This is a genomic window from Methylobacillus sp., from assembly GCF_036844465.1.
Lineage (GTDB): Bacteria > Pseudomonadota > Gammaproteobacteria > Burkholderiales > Methylophilaceae > Methylobacillus.
Genome location: NZ_DAIUFW010000005.1, coordinates 139,274 through 156,492, shown reverse-complemented (window position 1 = coordinate 156,492; position 17,219 = coordinate 139,274). Strand labels below are relative to the sequence as shown.

General features: G+C 57.2%; 19 protein-coding genes. 13 read left to right on the top strand and 6 right to left on the bottom strand.

From position 1 onward, the window contains the following. Positions 1-13: 13 nt before the first annotated feature. Together V7Z75_RS08635 and V7Z75_RS08630 are read left to right on the top strand one after the other, a co-directional pair. A complete protein-coding gene (locus V7Z75_RS08635; RefSeq protein ID WP_334108214.1) occupies positions 14-1,255 on the top strand; it encodes an AmpG family muropeptide MFS transporter in 1,242 nt (413 codons plus the stop codon). Beyond that, complete coding sequence (locus V7Z75_RS08630; RefSeq protein ID WP_334108213.1) at positions 1,242-1,907, top strand: sulfite exporter TauE/SafE family protein; 666 nt, start codon at positions 1,242-1,244, stop codon at positions 1,905-1,907. Before V7Z75_RS08635 ends, V7Z75_RS08630 begins: the two co-directional genes overlap by 14 nt. Before the next feature lie 595 nt (positions 1,908-2,502). On the opposite strand, the gene metW is transcribed toward V7Z75_RS08630, so the two are convergent. Both metW and metX read right to left on the bottom strand, forming a co-directional pair. Continuing rightward, positions 2,503-3,126 (bottom strand): methionine biosynthesis protein MetW, encoded by a 624-nt coding sequence (gene metW / locus V7Z75_RS08625; protein ID WP_334108212.1) that lies wholly within the window; start codon positions 3,124-3,126, stop codon positions 2,503-2,505. Continuing rightward, positions 3,123-4,262 (bottom strand): homoserine O-succinyltransferase MetX, encoded by a 1,140-nt coding sequence (metX, locus tag V7Z75_RS08620; protein WP_334108211.1) that lies wholly within the window; start codon positions 4,260-4,262, stop codon positions 3,123-3,125. Before metX ends, metW begins: the two co-directional genes overlap by 4 nt. Positions 4,263-4,317: 55 nt before the next feature. Between metX and V7Z75_RS08615 the strand changes: the two genes are divergently transcribed. The 4 genes from V7Z75_RS08615 to V7Z75_RS08600 all read left to right on the top strand — a co-directional run bounded on the left by V7Z75_RS08615 (position 4,318) and on the right by V7Z75_RS08600 (position 6,835). Further along, positions 4,318-4,845 (top strand): gamma carbonic anhydrase family protein, encoded by a 528-nt coding sequence (locus V7Z75_RS08615; protein WP_442919901.1) that lies wholly within the window; start codon positions 4,318-4,320, stop codon positions 4,843-4,845. A 287-nt stretch (positions 4,846-5,132) separates the two neighbouring features. After that, positions 5,133-5,636, top strand: coding sequence for a hypothetical protein (locus V7Z75_RS08610; RefSeq protein ID WP_334108209.1), 504 nt, complete (start codon positions 5,133-5,135; stop codon positions 5,634-5,636). Positions 5,637-5,912: 276 nt separating this feature from the next. Continuing rightward, positions 5,913-6,236: a CopG family antitoxin gene (locus V7Z75_RS08605; protein ID WP_334108208.1), complete on the top strand. Its 324-nt coding sequence runs from the start codon at positions 5,913-5,915 to the stop codon at positions 6,234-6,236. Positions 6,237-6,253: 17 nt separating this feature from the next. Further along, complete coding sequence (locus V7Z75_RS08600) at positions 6,254-6,835, top strand: hypothetical protein (protein WP_334108207.1); 582 nt, start codon at positions 6,254-6,256, stop codon at positions 6,833-6,835. Between the two features lie 71 nt (positions 6,836-6,906). Here V7Z75_RS08600 and prmC read toward each other — a convergent pair whose 3' ends face one another. The 4 genes from prmC to hemA are packed head-to-tail and all read right to left on the bottom strand — an operon-like array spanning position 6,907 to position 10,565. Beyond that, on the bottom strand, positions 6,907-7,761 hold the full coding sequence (gene prmC, locus V7Z75_RS08595; RefSeq protein ID WP_334108206.1) for a peptide chain release factor N(5)-glutamine methyltransferase: 855 nt from the start codon (positions 7,759-7,761) through the stop codon (positions 6,907-6,909). A gap of 7 nt (positions 7,762-7,768) precedes the next feature. Further along, complete coding sequence (locus V7Z75_RS08590) at positions 7,769-8,200, bottom strand: DUF2127 domain-containing protein (protein ID WP_334108205.1); 432 nt, start codon at positions 8,198-8,200, stop codon at positions 7,769-7,771. 2 nt (positions 8,201-8,202) lie between these two features. Then, positions 8,203-9,285, bottom strand: coding sequence for a peptide chain release factor 1 (gene prfA / locus V7Z75_RS08585; protein ID WP_334108204.1), 1,083 nt, complete (start codon positions 9,283-9,285; stop codon positions 8,203-8,205). Between the two features lie 35 nt (positions 9,286-9,320). Continuing rightward, complete coding sequence (hemA, locus tag V7Z75_RS08580; protein ID WP_334108203.1) at positions 9,321-10,565, bottom strand: glutamyl-tRNA reductase; 1,245 nt, start codon at positions 10,563-10,565, stop codon at positions 9,321-9,323. Between the two features lie 292 nt (positions 10,566-10,857). Here hemA and rpe point away from each other — a divergent pair, with 292 nt between their 5' ends. The 7 genes from rpe (at position 10,858) to hemB (ending at position 17,200) form a co-directional block, all read left to right on the top strand. After that, positions 10,858-11,556 carry a ribulose-phosphate 3-epimerase gene (gene rpe / locus V7Z75_RS08575; RefSeq protein WP_334108202.1) on the top strand — a complete coding sequence of 233 codons (699 nt, stop codon included), beginning with the start codon at positions 10,858-10,860 and terminating at the stop codon, positions 11,554-11,556. Between the two features lie 150 nt (positions 11,557-11,706). Then, complete coding sequence (trpE, locus tag V7Z75_RS08570) at positions 11,707-13,191, top strand: anthranilate synthase component I (RefSeq protein ID WP_334108201.1); 1,485 nt, start codon at positions 11,707-11,709, stop codon at positions 13,189-13,191. Positions 13,192-13,322: 131 nt separating this feature from the next. After that, positions 13,323-13,889 carry an anthranilate synthase component II gene (locus V7Z75_RS08565; protein WP_334108200.1) on the top strand — a complete coding sequence of 189 codons (567 nt, stop codon included), beginning with the start codon at positions 13,323-13,325 and terminating at the stop codon, positions 13,887-13,889. After that, positions 13,889-14,914: an anthranilate phosphoribosyltransferase gene (trpD, locus tag V7Z75_RS08560; protein ID WP_334108199.1), complete on the top strand. Its 1,026-nt coding sequence runs from the start codon at positions 13,889-13,891 to the stop codon at positions 14,912-14,914. Before V7Z75_RS08565 ends, trpD begins: the two co-directional genes overlap by 1 nt. Next, positions 14,911-15,372 carry a DUF3465 domain-containing protein gene (locus tag V7Z75_RS08555; protein ID WP_334108198.1) on the top strand — a complete coding sequence of 154 codons (462 nt, stop codon included), beginning with the start codon at positions 14,911-14,913 and terminating at the stop codon, positions 15,370-15,372. Before trpD ends, V7Z75_RS08555 begins: the two co-directional genes overlap by 4 nt. A 24-nt stretch (positions 15,373-15,396) precedes the next feature. Further along, the gene (gene trpC, locus V7Z75_RS08550; RefSeq protein ID WP_334108197.1) at positions 15,397-16,185 is read left to right on the top strand and encodes an indole-3-glycerol phosphate synthase TrpC; all 789 of its coding nucleotides are present in this window, start codon (positions 15,397-15,399) and stop codon (positions 16,183-16,185) included. A 10-nt stretch (positions 16,186-16,195) separates the two neighbouring features. Continuing rightward, positions 16,196-17,200, top strand: coding sequence for a porphobilinogen synthase (hemB, locus tag V7Z75_RS08545; RefSeq protein ID WP_334108196.1), 1,005 nt, complete (start codon positions 16,196-16,198; stop codon positions 17,198-17,200). The last annotated feature ends 19 nt before the right edge of the window (positions 17,201-17,219 follow it).

The following is a 17,219-nucleotide window of genomic DNA, read 5'->3' as shown; positions in this document are numbered from 1 at the left end:
TCGGGATAGAAACATGAGCAAGCAAGACTGGGTGGATACCCTGAAAGCAATAGCCAGCGGACGCATGCTGGTCGCGCTCATGATGGGGTTCGCCTCCGGCCTGCCGTTGCTGCTCACGGGCTCGACCATGCAGGCCTGGCTCAAGGATTCCGGCGTCGACCTCGCCATGATAGGCGCGGCAGCGGTAATCGGCTTGCCGTATACGCTCAAGTTTCTCTGGGCGCCAGTGTTCGATCGCTATACTCTACCCTTGCTCGGGCGGCGGCGCGGATGGCTCGCCCTGAGCCAATTGGCGCTGGTGCTGGCCTTGCTGGCCCTGAGCCTGAGCAATCCCGCCAGCAGCCTGTGGGGTGTGGCGTGTGCCGCTTTGCTGGTGACATTTTTTTCCGCCTCGCAGGATATCGTGATTGACGCCTACCGTCGCGAAAGCCTGAGCGACCGCGAGCTCGGGCTGGGCTCGGCCATGTTCGTGAATGGTTACCGCGTGGGCATGCTGCTTGCAGGCGGTGGCGGCTTGATACTTGCAGACCTGCTTACCTTTCCAAAAATGTATCAGCTCATGGCCTTGTTCATGGTCTTGTGCATCGTGGTGACGCTGGTATCGCCAGAACCGGCGGAGGCTTCAGGCAAGCCGCGCACCTTACGCGAAGCGGTTATCGAACCGTTCCTGGAGTTTTTCCAGCGGCCCGAGGCGATAGCCATCCTGGCGTTCATCCTGCTCTACAAGCTGGGCGATACCCTGGCTTCGGCCATCAATGTGCCGTTCTACCTCGATCTCGGCTTCAGCAAGAGCGAGATCGGCGCGATTGCCAAGCTGTTCGGCTTCTGGGCCACGCTGATCGGCGGCACGCTGGGCGGGATATGGATTTTGCGCATCGGCCTCTATCGTTCGCTCTGGCTGTTCGGCTTCCTGCAGATGGCATCCACCTTCGGCTTCGTGCTGCTGGCGCAGACAGGGTACAACCTGCCCATGCTGACCGGCGTGATCGCCGTGGAGAACTTCACGGGCGGCCTGGGCACGGCAGCCTTCGTCGGCTTCATGGGCGCGATGACCGACCGGCGCTTCACCGCTACCCAATATGCGTTGCTCTCCAGCCTCATGGGCGTGCCGCGTGTAATCCTCTCCACGCCAACTGGCTGGATGGCAGGCGAGATGGGTTGGACCATGTTCTTCATCCTCTGCACCGTGCTGGCGATTCCAGGGCTGGTGATGATACGCCGCTTCAAGGACTGGGAAGGCCGTGCCGGAGCTTAGCCTATTCGCGGCACTTCTGGTCGGCCTGTTGGGAGGCGGCCACTGCGTCGGCATGTGCGGCGGCATTGTCAGTGCCGTCAGCCTGAGCATGCCGGGCAGCCGCCCGCAATGGCGTTTGTTGCTGGCATATAACCTGGGGCGCATTGCGAGCTATACGCTGGCTGGCGTCATCGCGGGCGCCGTCGGCGCCAGCAGCCTCTTCCTGCAGCATTTGCTGCCGGTCGGCAAAGTGCTGTATGCCCTCGCCAACATCATGCTGATCCTGCTCGGACTGTACTTGGCCAATTTCTGGCATGGCGTGCTGGTGCTGGAACGGGTGGGCGCCTCGGTATGGAAAAGGCTGCAACCGCTCAGCAAGCGCTGGTTGCCAGTGCGCACCGTATTGCAGGCGGGTATGCTTGGCACCATCTGGGGTTGGCTGCCTTGCGGTCTGGTCTACAGCGTGCTGATCGCGGCACTCGCTACTGCAAGCCCATTGCAGGGCGGGCTACTGATGTTATCGTTCGGGCTGGGGACTTTGCCAACCCTGATGGCGATGGGCATGGCGGCGGTGAAGCTCAAGGCGTGGTTGCAGCGGCCTTGGCTGCGCAGGTTGAGCGGGTTGCTGGTGTTGCTGTTTGGGGTGGTGGGCTTGATTCGTCTTTGGGTGTGAGCGTGGATTCAAGCCATCTGTTTTAAAACCTGTTCATGATCTTTTCATGGAGTTGCATGGCTTCACACGCATTCGTGTCAGAGTGCAGCTTTAGTAGGGTGTACTCGCCTGTCAAGGCGGTACGCCGTATTTACCGGCAACTATCGGTTGGGTATTTCTCGCATGATGGTTGGGTATTGCCATGCCGCCTTTGCTTTGGTTACTTTCATTTGGCGAAGCAAATGAAAGTAACCAAAGCAAAGGCAGACCCCGGAGTCTGCGCCGGGAGCTCAGCTCCCGGTACCCTGCGTTGCTCAATCTGTCGGGGCGCTTGCTGAACTCGCTACGCTCACACAGACGCAAGCGCTTTATCCAGACAGATTTCCGCTACTTGGCGCAGCCAGACGGGGCAAGGTCAAACCCAACCTATCTTTGGCATCGCTATGCTTGCCATTGGTCTTGTGGGGCTTGCCCCAATCTCTTAATTGATTGTCATGCCGGGCTACGCCCCGGCACCGTCATCATCACGAGATTCCGGCTCAGGGCTGGGATGGCAAGGGATGAAAACGCCGGGCCAACCCACGAAAATTGGGATGACAGCAGGTCGCTGCCGTTCTCAGTAGCTGATCGGCCAAGCCGCTTCAAAGCGGTAAATCGCCAGGCTGCCCAGCAGGTTGGGCATGAAGTTTACCGTGTCTCCCTCATTGATGACGATGCGGTCGGTGATGCGGATGTTCATCTTGGCGCACAGCGCCTCGAAATCGTCGATGGTGCACAGGTGCAGGTTGGGGGTGTTGTACCACTGGTGCGGAATGTTCTCGGAAACCGGCATGTGTCCTGCCATGAGCTGGATGCGGTGCCGCCAGTAGCCGAAATTGGGGAAGGTGATGATGCCTTGCTTGCCCACACGCAGCATCTCGCGCAGCACGCCCTCGGTGTTGACCATGGCCTGCAGGGTCTGCGAGAGGATGACGTAATCGAAGGAGAGCGAATCGAACCCTGCCAGTCCGGCTTCCAGGTCCATCTGGATCACGTTCACGCCGTTGCCGATGCAGGCCAGCACGTTGCGGTCATCCTTGTCCACACCGTAGCCTTTGACTTCCAGCTTTTCCCGCAGGAAAGAGAGCAGGGAGCCGTTGCCGCAACCCAGGTCCAGCACCTTGGACTTGGGCTGTATCCAATTGGAGATCAGCGCAAAGTCGTGACGCTTTGCGGCTTCTTTTGCTATTTCAGTACTCATGCGCTGGCTCCGGTATCAATCTTGTCGAGATAGGCGCGCAAAATCTGGTGGTAGTGCGGGTCTGGCATCAGGAAGGCGTCGTGGCCGTGCGCCGCCGTGACTTCTGCGTAGCTCACGCTCAATTCGTTGTCCAGCAGCGCCTTGACGATCTCGCGCGAGCGCGCGGGCGAGAAGCGCCAATCGCTGGTGAAGGACACCACGAGAAAATCCGCCTTGGCTTTTGCCAACGCCAGGCTGAGGTCGCCGCCGTGCGCGAAGGCCGGGTCGAAGTAATCAAGCACTTTGGTCATGCGCAGGTAGCTGTTGGCGTCGAAGGCCGTGGCGAACTTGTCGCCCTGGTAGCGCAGGTAGGATTCCATCTCGAATTCCACCTCGAAGTTATATTTCAGGCTGCCGTCGCGTAGCTTGCGGCCGAACTTGGCGCCCATCGCGTCATCGGACAGGTAGGTGATATGCCCAAGCATGCGCGCGATGCGCAGGCCGCGGTTGGGGATGGCCTGATGTTCGTAGTAATCACCATTGTAGAACTCGGGATCGGTCATGATGGCCTGGCGCGCGACCTCGTTGAATGCCAGGTTCTGCGCCGTCAGGTTGGGCGCCGAGGCGATCACCAGCGCGTGGCGCACGCGGTCGGGGTAATCCAGCGTCCACTGCATGGCCTGCATGCCACCCAGGCTGCCGCCGACGACGGCTGCCAGTTGCTGGATGCCCAATTTGTCGAGCAGCATGGTCTGCGACTTGACCCAATCCTCCACCGTTACCATGGGGAACTGCGAGCCCCAGGGCTTGCCTGTGGCCGGATTGATGCTGGCCGGGCCGGTGCTGCCATGGCAGCCGCCCAGATTGTTGAGCGCGATCACGAAAAACTTGTTGGTATCCAGCGGTTTGCCGGGACCGATCAGGTTATCCCACCAGCCCGGATATTTGTCGCTTTCCTGGTGTTTGCCTGCGGCATGATGGTTGCCCGAGAGCGCATGGCAGATCAGGACGGCATTGGATTTTCCGCTGTTCAGCGTGCCGTAGGTTTCATAGATGAGGTCGAACGTAGGTAGCACTTCACCACTTTTCAGGGTGAGCGCTTGCTGGAAATGAGCGGTTTGCGGCGCGACGATGCCGACGGATGAAGAATCTTGCATGGGTGCGATTATACTATGCCTTATGTCAGCTCATCATATCCCACGAGCGGGTTCTGTGCTTGCCGCTTACCAAGGAATCTCACCGCAAATAGGGAGGGAAGTTTACATTCATCCTTCCGCTGTCGTCATCGGCGATGTCGTGCTGGGCGATCATGCCTCGGTCTGGCCCGGCACGGTGATCCGCGGCGACGTCAACCATATCCGTATCGGCGAGGGTAGCAATATCCAGGACGCCTCCGTTCTGCATGTCAGCCATAAATCAAGCTGGGAGCCGGAAGGCTGTCCCTTGATCGTCGGGCGCAACGTCACCGTGGGGCATAAAGTCATCCTGCACGGCTGCACATTGGAGGACGAATGCCTGATCGGCATGGGCAGCATCGTCATGGATAAGGTCATCGTGCAGAAGCACGTATTACTCGGCGCTGGCAGCCTGGTGCCTGAGGGCAAAGTGCTGGAAAGCGGCTTTCTCTATCTCGGCAGCCCGGCGAAAAAGATCAGGCCGCTCACGGAAAAGGAAATCGCTCATTTCATGTATTCCGCGCAGCATTACATGCGGCTCAAGCAGCAATATCTCGCGGCCTGATTTCTTCCCTGAAAAATCAATAAAATGGCCAATCTGTTCAAGGGGCTGTTCGACTCCCGGCAGCACATGTTGCTCGTTTTTCTGCGCTTGCAATGGTTTTTTCGGCCAGAACCTTGAAGCTGTCATTGCGGACTTGATCCGTAATCTTGTATGGTTCATCATCGTGCGGCGTACTGCCTTTGACAAGGCGAGTACGCCCGCGAGCTGAGCGAGAAAAACATATCAAAGATGCGTTCTAAAGAAATGCCTAATTGGGTATTGGCGTGTTATGTGCTACAGGGGGGAAAATGAGTGTTACGAGACGAGCATTACTCTTGAGGTTAATTGGGATAGTAACCATATTACTTCCTTTTGAAAGTGAGGCAAGGCGTGGCCGGGGCGTTAGAGTAAATGGACGGGGTCTTCGCGCTGGTGCAAAGCATTCTGGCCCAGTACTTACGCGCGACCAGCTTAGGCAGTGTATTAAGGAGCAGAATAACATTAATGCACAGAATGAGGCTGTAAATAAAATGCAAGTGGCGCTTGGGGAAAGTGAGGCTAAGATCAACAATTTAGAGCGCCGTATCGCTGCGATGAAACCTCATGTCGATGTGTACAACCAAAAATCAGTAGATTCTTTTAACAAACTGATCAATGAACATAAACAGTTTGTGAATGCATATAACTCAAAGCTGCCAACAATAAATGCGCACCTAGATGACATAAATTCCGCAGTAGACAGATTCAATAAAAGTTGTGCAGAACATGCGTACTATGAACATGATATGGCAGCAGTGCTTGATGGGAAGTAGTTTATATAGAGTTTATTTTTTCACGATAAAAATGGGACCCTGAAAGTTGAGCGCCGCATTTCTTTCGAAGAAATTGTTCTCGCGATTGAAGCAAATGGTTTATTGGATCAATTACGCCCCCGAACCCGGAGAAATACCCCAATCAGTTCGTTCTTGTGGTGGCGCTTGATGGTTATGTTTATTTGGTGCCTTACGTTGAAGAACCCGACTACTTTTTCTTGAAGACCGTGATTCCCAGCAGAAAGGCCACGCGAGATTATTTAAGGAACAACCCCGATGAAAAAGCTTGATGCCTACGAGGATGAACTCCTGAGTGCTTATGAAAAGGGAGAACTTAAATCCACTTCCCCTTCAAAAGCTGATCTGACAAAATTCAAAGCAGCGGCTACTGCAACTTTTATTAAGGATAGACGAATTAACATCCGGCTATCTTCGCCAGACCTGATGGATATTCAGGCGCGAGCTTTGGAGGAAGGTATCCCTTACCAGACGTTTATTGCCAGCGTGTTACATAAATACGCTTCTGGCCGCTTGGTTGAAAAAGCATCCAGCCTAACCCCGCGCTCAACTGGACGCACCAACAAGCGGCGCTCTGGTTAGCTTGCACGTTGGCATTTATGGAAAAGCACTGGATCGACTACGCAACAGCTATTGGATCGGCATTGACGCCGATCCTTGTTCTTCTGCTAACCGGAGTTGGGTGGCATATAAAGTCAAAGCTAGAGCGCAATCGCGACGAGGGATCGAAGGCGCAGGCTCGAATTCGAGAGCTTGAAGACAAGCTTCGTGCTGACCGAATTGAGACATACAACCAACTCCTTGAACCGTTCTTCATTCTTTTTGCTACGGATGCAATTTTTGACAATGATCCAAAATTCAAAGGCAAAAATAAAGAACAGCTCTCCATTGGGAAGATGCTAACGGTCGAATATCGAAAGGTAGGCTTTAAGCTATCGTTGGTGGCAGATGATGCGGTAGTTCGTGCCTATAACAAGCTCATGCAATTCTTCTACAAAGGAGAGCATGAAGAATTGTCCGGTGATGAGTTGCTAATCAAAACATCTCAGTGGATAAAACTTCTATCTGAATTGCTGCTAGAAATTCGTAAGAGTATGGGAAATCAACATACGTCTTTGACCAATTGGGAGATGATCGAATGGTTTATGAGCGATGCAGATGCAATGCGTGAGCTAAGCTAGCGTAGGGCGTACTCGCCTTGTCAAAGGCAGTGCGCCGTATTTATTACTTCATATATTCCTGTATTCCCAAACTAATCAACCCGCCCCAACGTCACCCTTTCATGTCCCGCCAGATCAGTCACTGTGCTGATGCTGGTGAAGCCATGCTGTTGCAGAATGTCGCGCACCGCAGTGCCTTGCTGGTAGCCATGTTCTAGCATGAGCCAGCCGCCGGGATTGAGGTGGCCGGCGGCCTGGCTGCTGATGGAGCGGATGTCATCCAAGCCGTCTGCGCCGGAAGCCAGCGCGGTGATGGGTTCAAAGCGCAGGTCGCCTTGTTGCAAATGCGGGTCGCCGGTTTCGATGTAGGGCGGGTTGCTGACGATGAGGTCGAAGCGTTGGCCTTGCACGGCGCTGTACCAGTCGCTGTGCAGTGCGGTGACGTTGCGGGCGGCGAGGCGCTGGATGTTTTCTTTGGCCACTGCCAGCGCTTCGTGGGAGAAATCCACGATGACTACCTGGCTGAGCGGGCGTTCCAACGCCAGTGTGATGCCGATGGCGCCGGTGCCGGTGCCGAGGTCAAGCATGCGGCAGGGCTGGTTTGCAGGGGTCTTTTCCAGCGCGGTTTCGATGAGGATTTCCGTGTCGGGGCGCGGGATGAGTGTGGCAGGGGTGACCTTGAATTCGCGACCGAAGAATTCGCGCTGGCCGAGGATGTGGGCGATTGGTTCTCCGGCGATGCGCCTGGCGAGCAGGGATTCAAAAGACTGCCGCAAGGTGTCTGTCACGGGTTCGTCGCCGTGGGCGATCAGCCAGGCGTGGCTGACGTTGCCCAATGCATGGCACAGCAAGGCGCGGACTTCGATGCGTGTTTCGGCGGGTTCCAGGTGGCTGGCCTGTTGCAGGCGCTTGCTGGCGCAGGCGGCCAGGTTCTGCAGTTTCGCCATGAGAGTGCTAGTGGCGATAGCGCCAAAGGATGGCGACGACCAGCAGGTTGGTCAAGAAGACGCTCAAGCCCGGCCAACTGAAATGTGCGAGCAGTTCCAGGATTTCAAACGGCAGGTACAGGCCCGCGCTGGCGATGCCGAGTATCACCGCCCAATGGCGGCCCACCCATAGGCCGTAGGCTTCGATCAGGCGGATGGCCGAGTAGAACAGGGCGCCGAACGCCAGGGCGAGTATTCTGGGTTCCGTGAGGTGGGAGCCGAGTTCGAGCAGGATGCGCGGGTAGTGCCTGGCGGGGTTGAGGTGCAGGTGGCGGATGATGGATTCCACCCATGCCTGCCAGTCCGCGTTGATGTAGCGGAACAGCGCCAGCGAGGCGGCGAGCACCATCACGCCCTTGCTGGCCTCGAACAGGGCGACGGTGCGGACGCTGGCCGCCATCGTCAATTGTCCTCGCCCATGGCGGCCAAGAGGTCAGCCTGGTGTTCGGCGGCAAGCGTGTTGATGAGCTCGTCCATGTCGCCCTCGGTGATTGCGTCGATCTTGTATAGGGTGAGGTTGATGCGGTGGTCGGTAATGCGGCCTTGCGGGTAATTGTAGGTGCGTATGCGCTCACTGCGGTCGCCGGAGCCGATCAGGCTGCGGCGCTCGCTGGCGATCTTGCTCTGCTGCTCGTCCAGTTGCTTGGCCTTGATGCGCGCGGCGAGCACTTGCATGGCTTGTGCCTTGTTGGAGTGCTGGCTGCGGCCGTCCTGACATTCCACCACGATGCCGGTGGGGAAGTGGGTGATGCGCACGGCGGAATCGGTCTTGTTGATGTGCTGACCGCCGGCGCCGGAAGCGCGGAAGGTGTCGATGCGGATGTCAGCCGGGTTGATGGTGATATCGCTGACCTCATCGACTTCCGGCAGCACCGCCACGGTGCAGGCCGAGGTGTGGATGCGGCCCTGGGTTTCGGTTTCCGGCACGCGTTGTACGCGGTGACCGCCCGATTCGAACTTGAGCTTGGAGTAGGCGCCGAAGCCCTCGATCTTGGCGATGATTTCCTTGTAGCCGCCGACTTCGGATTCGCTGGCGGAGACGATTTCCACCTTCCAGCGCTGGCGTTCCGCATAGCGTGAATACATGCGGAACAAGTCGCCCGCGAACAGCGCGGATTCGTCGCCGCCAGTGCCAGCGCGGATTTCCAGGAAGATGTTGCGCTCGTCGTTGGGGTCCTTGGGCAGCAGCAGCTTCTGCAGTTCGGCCGCGATGTCTTCCAGCTTCTGTTTGCTGTTGTCGATTTCTTCCTGCGCGAATTCCTTCATTTCAGGGTCGGACAGCATCGATTGCGCCTCCTTGAGGTCGCTTTCCGCCTGCTGGTAGGCGCGGAATTGCTCGGCGATGGGCGTGATTTCGGCATGCTCGCGCGAAATCTTGCGATAGTTGTCCATATCGCTGGTGGCATCCTCGCTCGACAACAGGCGATTGAGTTCATCCAGGCGCTCGCTCAGGGTGGCGAGCTTTTTGATCATTGAAGGTTTCATTGCGCAAAAAGTGAAAGGCTAGAGTGTGGGTTGGCTTATTGATGAATCTGGTAAAGCTGGCGCAGCATGGCTTCCAGCTGGTCGCGGTCTTCGGCGTTGGCACTGTTGAGGGCATGGCTGGGGCCGTGCAGCAGCTTGTTGGTCAGGGCATTGCTCAATGCTTCCAGCACCTGGGCCGGGTCTTCGCCACGCGCCAGCAGCTTGTGCGCCTTGTCCAGCTCGTTCAGGCGGTATTGCTCGGCCTGCTCGCGTAGGGCGCGGATGGTTGGCACGGCGCTGCGCGTCTTGAGCCAATGCATGAAGTTTTCCACGCGCATGTCGATGATGGTTTCGGCTTCGGCAGCGGCTTCCTGGCGGTTCTCGATGCCTTCCTGCACCACTTGCGCGAGATCGTCCACGGTGTATAGGAATACGTCTGCCAGGTTGCCGGCTTCCGGCTCGATATCGCGCGGCACGGCCAGGTCGACCATGAACATGGGCTTGTGCTTGCGCGCGCGGATGGCGCGTTCCACCATGCCCAAGCCGACGATTGGCAACTGGCTGGCGGTGGAGGTGATGACGATGTCGAATTCTGCCAGGCGCTCGGGCAAATCCACCAGCAGCATGCTGGTGCCGTTGACGCGGGCCGCCAGCGCTTCGCCGCGGTCCAGCGTGCGGTTGGCGATGGTGAGCGACTTCGGGTGGTGCGCGGCGAAGTGCTCGGCGCACAGTTCTATCATCTCTCCAGCGCCCAGGAACAGCACATGCTGCTGGGATAAATCCCCGAAAATGCGCTGGGCCAGCCGGGTGGCTGCGGCGGCGAGCGAGACGGAATTCGCGCCGATATTGGTGTTGGTGCGCACTTCCTTGGCAACCGAGAAGGTGCGCTGAAACAGCTTGTGCAGCAATGTGCCCAGCGTGCCGGCATTTTCCGCGATACGCACGGCCTGCTTCATCTGGCCGAGGATCTGCGCCTCGCCCAGCACCATGGAATCCAGCCCGGATGCCACGCGGAAGGCGTGCTTGACGGCTTCCTGCTGGGGGAGGGTATACATATAGGGCTCTATGGCCTTGGGTTGCAACTGATGGTAGCCAGCCAGCCATTCCAGGGCTTTTTGCGGGTCGTCGGTGTTGCAGTAGACTTCGGTGCGGTTACAGGTCGACAAGATGGCCGCTTCGCTCACGCCGTGAGAGTTGAGGTCGCGCAACGCGAGCCCGAGATGCTCGTTCTGAAAGGCGACGTTCTCACGTATCGAAACTGGCGCGGTCATGTGATTGACGCCGACTGTAAATAAATGCATCCTGCAATTTTCCTGTATCGCGGCAGCTTAGGCAACAATTTCAAGCAATTAAGCTCGGGGCGATTGTATGCGGCAGCCTGTTATCATACTCTGTTTTGCAGCGCTTGGATTGATGGTTCGCTTCGACGACAGAGCATTGTATGTAAGGGTGTGGCATAGTCACCCCACGGCTTTTGACCTCCGGTGATGAGCGCAATGGATGCTGGATTTTGCGGGACAAGGGGCTGAGGCCAAGTGTATTGGCGCGTTTTCGGTTAGAATAACCATTTTTTACGATACGACTTTGAATATCATGGCTAAACCATTCAGAATTGCACCTAGTATCCTGTCTGCCAACTTTGCCAAGCTGGGCCAGGAAATCACTGATGTCATCACTTCCGGTGCGGATATCGTCCACTTTGATGTGATGGACAACCACTATGTTCCCAACCTGACCATTGGCCCGCTGGTATGTGAAGCGATCCGCCCTATTACCGATGCCATTATCGACGTGCACCTGATGGTGAAGCCGGTTGACCGCATCATTCCTGACTTTGCCAAGGCAGGCGCCAACATCATTACTTTCCACCCGGAAGCTTCCGACCATATCGACCGCAGCCTGTCCCTGATCCGCGATCAGGGCTGTAAATCCGGCCTGGTGTTCAATCCGGCCACACCGCTGTCCTATCTGGACTACGTGATGGACAAGGTGGACATGGTTCTGCTGATGTCCGTGAACCCCGGTTTCGGCGGCCAGAAGTTCATCCCCGGCACGTTGGACAAGCTGCGTGAAGCGCGCGCCCGTATCGATGCCTACACCGAGAAGACCGGCCGTGAAATCTGGCTGGAAATCGACGGCGGCGTGAACCCGGCTAATATTGCTGACATCGCCCGCGCAGGCGCTGATACTTTCGTGGCGGGCTCCGCTGTGTTCGGCGCAGGCAAGGACACTGATCCTAACCGTTACAACACCGTCATCAGCGAATTGCGTGCTGAATTGGCTAAAGTATAAGCAGTAGAACGTAAAGCATATGAAAACCCGAATCCTGAATCAATGTGTCAGTTGGCGATGGTGGCGCTGAAATAACCATGTTTCATGCTCACGGCTGTACCGTGGGCGACACCTTGAATAATCAACTTTTTTCAGGATTCGGGAGTTTTTATGCTGCAAACCATCAGTCAACGGGACTTTGACGCTCTGGCAAGCCAGGGCTACAACCGCATTCCATTGGTCGTCGAGACTTTTTCCGATCTCGATACGCCTTTATCGCTTTACCTCAAACTGGCCAATCGGCCGTTTTCCTATTTGCTTGAATCCGTCCAGGGTGGAGAGCGTTTTGGCCGCTATTCCATTATCGGCCTGCCTGCGCATACGCGCATCGAAGTACGCGGCGCTGTGGTGCAGGTGCTGGAAAACGGGCAGATGGTTGAAGAAACCAGTGATGTCAATCCGCTGGACTTTATCCAGTCCTATCAGGCCAGGTTCCGTATTCCGCCTTATCAGGGCTTGCCGCGTTTCACCGGCGGGCTGGCAGGCTATTTCGGCTACGAGACCATACGCTACATCGAGCGTCGCCTGGCGGATGCCGCCAAGCCGGATGCGCTAGGCGTGCCTGACATCCTGCTTATGGTCTCGGAAGAGCTGGCGGTCGTGGATAATTTGTCCGGTAAGCTATATTTTATTGTCTATGCTGACCCGGCCAAGCCCGATGCTTACCAGCACGGCCTGCAGCGCATGCAAGCGCTGGTGCAGCAGTTGCGTCAGCCGGTCGCCATTCCGCACGCATCCGCGATGGCGGCTACGGACGCCCATTCCGAATTCGGCGAGCAGGAATTCAAGGATGCCGTGGCCCGTGCCAAGCAATATATTGTCGACGGCGACATCATGCAGGTGGTGCTGTCGCAGCGCATGGCCAAGCCGTTCAATGCGGACCCGCTCTCTCTATACCGTGCTTTGCGCAGCCTCAATCCTTCGCCGTATATGTTCTATTACGATATGGGTGATCATCACGTGGTTGGCGCTTCGCCGGAAATCCTGGTGCGGCTGGAAGACGGTACTGTGACGTCGCGCCCCATTGCAGGTACCCGTCCACGCGGCAAAACACGGGAAGAAGACCAGGCATTGGCTGAAGAATTGCTGGCTGATCCCAAGGAAATCGCCGAGCACGTGCAATTGATGGACCTGGGACGCAATGATGTAGGCCGCGTGGCGCAGACGGGCAGTGTGCGCGTGACAGACAATATGATGATAGAGCGTTACTCTCACGTCATGCACATTGTTTCCAATGTGGAAGGCAAGCTTAAGCCGAACCTACATGCCATTGATGTGCTCAAGGCGGCGTTTCCTGCTGGCACGCTTAGTGGCGCGCCCAAGGTCAGGGCCATGGAAATCATCGACGAGCTGGAGCCCAGCAAGCGCGGTATTTACGGTGGAGCGGTGGGCTACCTTGGCTTCAATGGCGATATGGATCTTGCGATCGCCATTCGCACCGGTGTGCTCAAGGACGGCATGCTGTACTCCCAGGCGGGTGCTGGCATTGTGGCGGATTCCGTGCCTGAGAGCGAATGGGTGGAAACCCAGAACAAGGCCAGGGCAGTGCTGCGTGCTGCGGAAATTGTGCAGGCCGGGCTGGACAACAGGACGTAATCATGCGGCCACAGGCTGCCTTGGTAGTGATGCAAGATTCTCTGGTCATGCTCGTTGTGCGCCCCGTTTGCAGGCCGTATGACGGATAGCGGGCAGCGCATGGCTGACTCAAGCGATGAAGGAACAACATTATGCTGTTGATGCTGGATAACTACGATTCATTTACCTACAACCTCGTGCAATACCTGGGTGAGCTGGACCAGGATGTGCAGGTCTACCGCAACGACGAAATCGACCTGGCACGCGTGGCTGAGCTGAATCCCCGCCATATCGTGGTTTCTCCCGGCCCGTGCACACCGAACGAGGCGGGCATCTCCGTGCCGCTGATTCATGAGTTTGCGGGCAAGATTCCCATTCTGGGCGTGTGCTTGGGCCATCAGAGCATTGGACAGGCGTTTGGCGGCAGGATTGTGCATGCCAAGCAGCTCATGCACGGCAAGACCTCGGAAATACATCATGCCGATATAGGCGTGTTCCGTGGGCTACCCAATCCCTATACGGCGACGCGCTACCATTCGCTGGTGATTGAGCGCGAAACCCTGCCGGATTGTCTGGAAATCACCGCCTGGACCGAGGATGGCGAGATTATGGGCGTACGCCACAAGACGTTGCCGGTCGAGGGCGTGCAGTTCCACCCGGAATCCATTCTCACCCAGTACGGCCATGAGCTGCTGGACAATTTCCTGAAAGCCTATTGATGAGTATTACCGCCAAAGATGCCTTGCAGAAGCTGATCGACCATGTAGATTTCAGCCATGAGGAAATGCTGGATGTCATGCAGCAGATCATGAGCGGGACATTTACTACTGTCCAGATCGCGGGTTTTCTCGCCGGTTTGCGCGTCAAGGGCGAGACGGTGGAGGAAATTGCTGCGTGCGCCCAGGTAATGCGTGAGCTATCGAGCAAGGTGGTGGTGGCGGATACCCGGCACCTGATTGATACCTGTGGCACGGGTGGCGCGCCCAACAAGGCGTTTAATGTATCGACGGCATCAGCCTTTGTCGCGGCGGGGGCGGGTGCAAGAATCGCCAAGCATGGCGGGCGGGCGGCTTCCTCCAAGAGCGGTTCTGCGGATGTACTGGAGGCTTTGGGCGTGAACATCAGCCTGACGCCGGAACAGGTGGCACGCTGCGTGGATGAGGCTGGCATCGGTTTCATGTTCGCGCCCAACCATCATGCCGCCATGAAATATGCAGCACCTGTGCGCCGCGAGCTGGGTGTGCGCACCATGTTCAACCTGCTGGGGCCGATGACCAATCCGGCAGGCGCCAAGCGCCAGGTGATGGGCGTGTTCCACCGCGATCTGGTCAGCCTGCTGGCGCGTACCTTGAAACAACTGGGTAGTGAGCATGTGATGGTAGTGCATAGTGCGGATGAAATGGATGAAATCTCCTTTGCAGCGGATACCTATGTCGCCGAGCTTAAGGATGGCGCAGTACACGAATATACGCTAAACCCCACCCAATTCGGCATGCCATTACATGATATCAACAGCATCCGCGTGGAAAATGCTCAGCACTCCAGTGAGATCATCCTTGGCCTGTTGCGCGGCGAAACCGGACCGGCGCGGGATATCGTGCTGCTGAATGCCGGTGCGGCGATTTACGTTTCCGGCCTGGCGCCGGATCTACAGGCGGGTATCGACCAGGCGGCAGCGTCGCTGGATTCTCGCGCCGCGCTGGCCAAATTGGAACAGTTGAAGGCGCTGAGCCAGGCATCATGATGCGTTTGTTGCTGGTGGCCGCGATTGCGGTCACCTACACGTTCTATCATTTTGGCAGCCAGGATACGACGGCGCCTCCATCTGTCACAGAGCAGTCCCCGGTTACGAGCCAGGTACTTTCAGATGCTGCCCAGCGCATCGAACAGGCTTTCCGACAGCGCGAACACAATGTCGCCGTGCAGTCCCACGGAGTGGTCGCCAAGGTGCTGGCGGATGATAACGACGGCAGCCGTCATCAGCGTTTCATTCTCAAGCTGGAGAACGGCATGACGGTGCTCGTAGCGCACAATATCGATCTTGCTCCCCGGTTGGAAGGGCTGAAAGTGGGCGACGATGTGGAATTCAACGGTATTTATGAATGGAATGCCAAGGGTGGAGTCATACATTGGACTCATCATGATCCGCGTGGACGTCATGCGGCAGGATGGTTGCGCTACGGCGGCAGACTTTATCAGTAATCAGAACGAAAGCGGTGCAGGGCAATGTCAGACATACTCAACAGGATACTTGAAGTAAAACGCGCGGAAATTACGGCGGCGCAGCAGCAGAAGCCGCAGGTGGCCATTGAAGCCGAGGCGCTGGCGCAGCCTGCTCCCAGGGATTTCCTTGGCGCGATCCATGAGAAAATTGCCGCAGGCAAGGCGGCTGTCATTGCCGAAATCAAGAAGGCCAGTCCTTCCAAGGGTGTGATCCGCGAGGATTTTCGCCCGGCGGAAATTGCTGCCAGCTATGCCAGACATGGCGCTGCCTGCCTTTCCGTATTGACGGATGAGCAATTCTTTCAGGGCAGCGCGGACTACCTCAAGGCTGCGCGCGCAGCCTGTAGCATTCCCGTGCTGCGCAAGGATTTCATGATAGACCCGTATCAGGTGTACGAGGCCCGCGCGATGAGCGCAGACTGTATCTTGTTGATTGCCGCAGCGCTGGATCTGGCGCAAATGCGCGAGCTGGAAGATGTGGCGCGCAGGCTGGGCATGAGTGTGCTGGTGGAAGTGCATAACGGTGAGGAACTGGAACAGGCCCTGCAGTTGCAGACGCCGCTGCTCGGTATCAACAACCGCAACCTGCGCACTTTCGAGGTGACGCTGGATACCACGCTTTCCCTGTTGCCGCGTATTCCGGCGGGCAAGACCGTGGTGACGGAATCCGGTATTTTCACATCGGAAGATGTTGCGCTGATGCGCAGCCATGCCGTCCATACCTTCCTCGTCGGCGAGGCGTTCATGCGACAGCCGGACCCAGGCTTGGCTCTTGCACAGGTGTTTGCATAAGGAGTTCCAGATGAGTGAATCCTCACGTCAATTTCTCGCCATCCGTCCGCGCCGCATGCGCCGGGACACTTTTTCGCGCCGCCTGATGCAGGAGCATGTGCTGACGACGAATGACCTGATCTATCCGGTATTTGTGCTGGAAGGGGAAAACCGGGTCGAGGAAGTCGCCTCCATGCCCGGCGTGCAGCGCCAAAGCATAGAGCGCCTGCTGGAAACGGCTGCGGAATGCGTGGCGCTCGGTATCCCCGCGCTGGCCTTGTTCCCTGTAGTCGGCCAGCAATACAAAAGCCTGGCCGCAGATGAGGCCTGGAATCCAGATGGATTGGTGCCGCGCACGGTGCGTGCGCTCAAGGCGGCTTATCCCGAGCTGGGCATTATCACCGATGTTGCGCTGGACCCTTACACCACGCATGGGCAGGACGGCGTTATCGATGATACCGGCTATGTACTCAATGACGAGACTGTGGCGATCCTGGTGAAACAGGCCTTGTGCCATGCCGAGGCGGGCGCGGACGTCGTGGCGCCTTCGGATATGATGGACGGGCGCATCGGCGCGATCCGCGATGCGCTGGAGGAGGCAGGTCATATTCATACGCGTATCCTGGCCTATTCGGCCAAGTATGCCTCCGCTTTCTATGGCCCGTTTCGCGATGCCGTGGGTTCTTCCGCCAACCTGGGCAAGGGCAATAAATACAATTACCAGATGGATCCAGCGAATTCCGATGAAGCGCTACGTGAAGTCGCGCTGGATCTAGAGGAAGGTGCGGATATGGTCATGGTCAAGCCCGGCATGCCTTATCTCGATATTGTGCGCCGCGTGAAGCAGGAATTCGGGGTGCCAACCTATGCCTATCATGTGAGTGGCGAATACGCCATGCTCAAAGCGGCAGCGCAGAACGGCTGGCTGGATGAGAGGGCAGTGGTAATGGAGGCAATGCTGGGATTCAAGCGTGCAGGCGCTGATGGCATCCTGACTTATTATGCGATGGACATCGCGCGGTGGTTGAAGCGATAAGCGCAGATTTATCCTTACT

What these genes read in the sequence shown, in the direction of transcription:
- V7Z75_RS08635 (WP_334108214.1), top strand. Translation starts at nt 14, where the DNA reads ATGAGCAAGCAAGACTGGGTGGATACCCTGAAAGCAATAGCCAGCGGA.
- metW (WP_334108212.1), bottom strand. Translation starts at nt 3,126, where the DNA reads ATGAGTACTGAAATAGCAAAAGAAGCCGCAAAGCGTCACGACTTTGCG.
- metX (WP_334108211.1), bottom strand. Translation starts at nt 4,262, where the DNA reads ATGCAAGATTCTTCATCCGTCGGCATCGTCGCGCCGCAAACCGCTCAT.
- V7Z75_RS08610 (WP_334108209.1), top strand. Translation starts at nt 5,133, where the DNA reads ATGAGTGTTACGAGACGAGCATTACTCTTGAGGTTAATTGGGATAGTA.
- V7Z75_RS08605 (WP_334108208.1), top strand. Translation starts at nt 5,913, where the DNA reads ATGAAAAAGCTTGATGCCTACGAGGATGAACTCCTGAGTGCTTATGAA.
- V7Z75_RS08600 (WP_334108207.1), top strand. Translation starts at nt 6,254, where the DNA reads ATGGAAAAGCACTGGATCGACTACGCAACAGCTATTGGATCGGCATTG.
- prmC (WP_334108206.1), bottom strand. Translation starts at nt 7,761, where the DNA reads ATGGCGAAACTGCAGAACCTGGCCGCCTGCGCCAGCAAGCGCCTGCAA.
- V7Z75_RS08590 (WP_334108205.1), bottom strand. Translation starts at nt 8,200, where the DNA reads ATGGCGGCCAGCGTCCGCACCGTCGCCCTGTTCGAGGCCAGCAAGGGC.
- prfA (WP_334108204.1), bottom strand. Translation starts at nt 9,285, where the DNA reads ATGAAACCTTCAATGATCAAAAAGCTCGCCACCCTGAGCGAGCGCCTG.
- hemA (WP_334108203.1), bottom strand. Translation starts at nt 10,565, where the DNA reads ATGCATTTATTTACAGTCGGCGTCAATCACATGACCGCGCCAGTTTCG.
- rpe (WP_334108202.1), top strand. Translation starts at nt 10,858, where the DNA reads ATGGCTAAACCATTCAGAATTGCACCTAGTATCCTGTCTGCCAACTTT.
- trpE (WP_334108201.1), top strand. Translation starts at nt 11,707, where the DNA reads ATGCTGCAAACCATCAGTCAACGGGACTTTGACGCTCTGGCAAGCCAG.
- V7Z75_RS08565 (WP_334108200.1), top strand. Translation starts at nt 13,323, where the DNA reads ATGCTGTTGATGCTGGATAACTACGATTCATTTACCTACAACCTCGTG.
- trpD (WP_334108199.1), top strand. Translation starts at nt 13,889, where the DNA reads ATGAGTATTACCGCCAAAGATGCCTTGCAGAAGCTGATCGACCATGTA.
- V7Z75_RS08555 (WP_334108198.1), top strand. Translation starts at nt 14,911, where the DNA reads ATGATGCGTTTGTTGCTGGTGGCCGCGATTGCGGTCACCTACACGTTC.
- trpC (WP_334108197.1), top strand. Translation starts at nt 15,397, where the DNA reads ATGTCAGACATACTCAACAGGATACTTGAAGTAAAACGCGCGGAAATT.
- hemB (WP_334108196.1), top strand. Translation starts at nt 16,196, where the DNA reads ATGAGTGAATCCTCACGTCAATTTCTCGCCATCCGTCCGCGCCGCATG.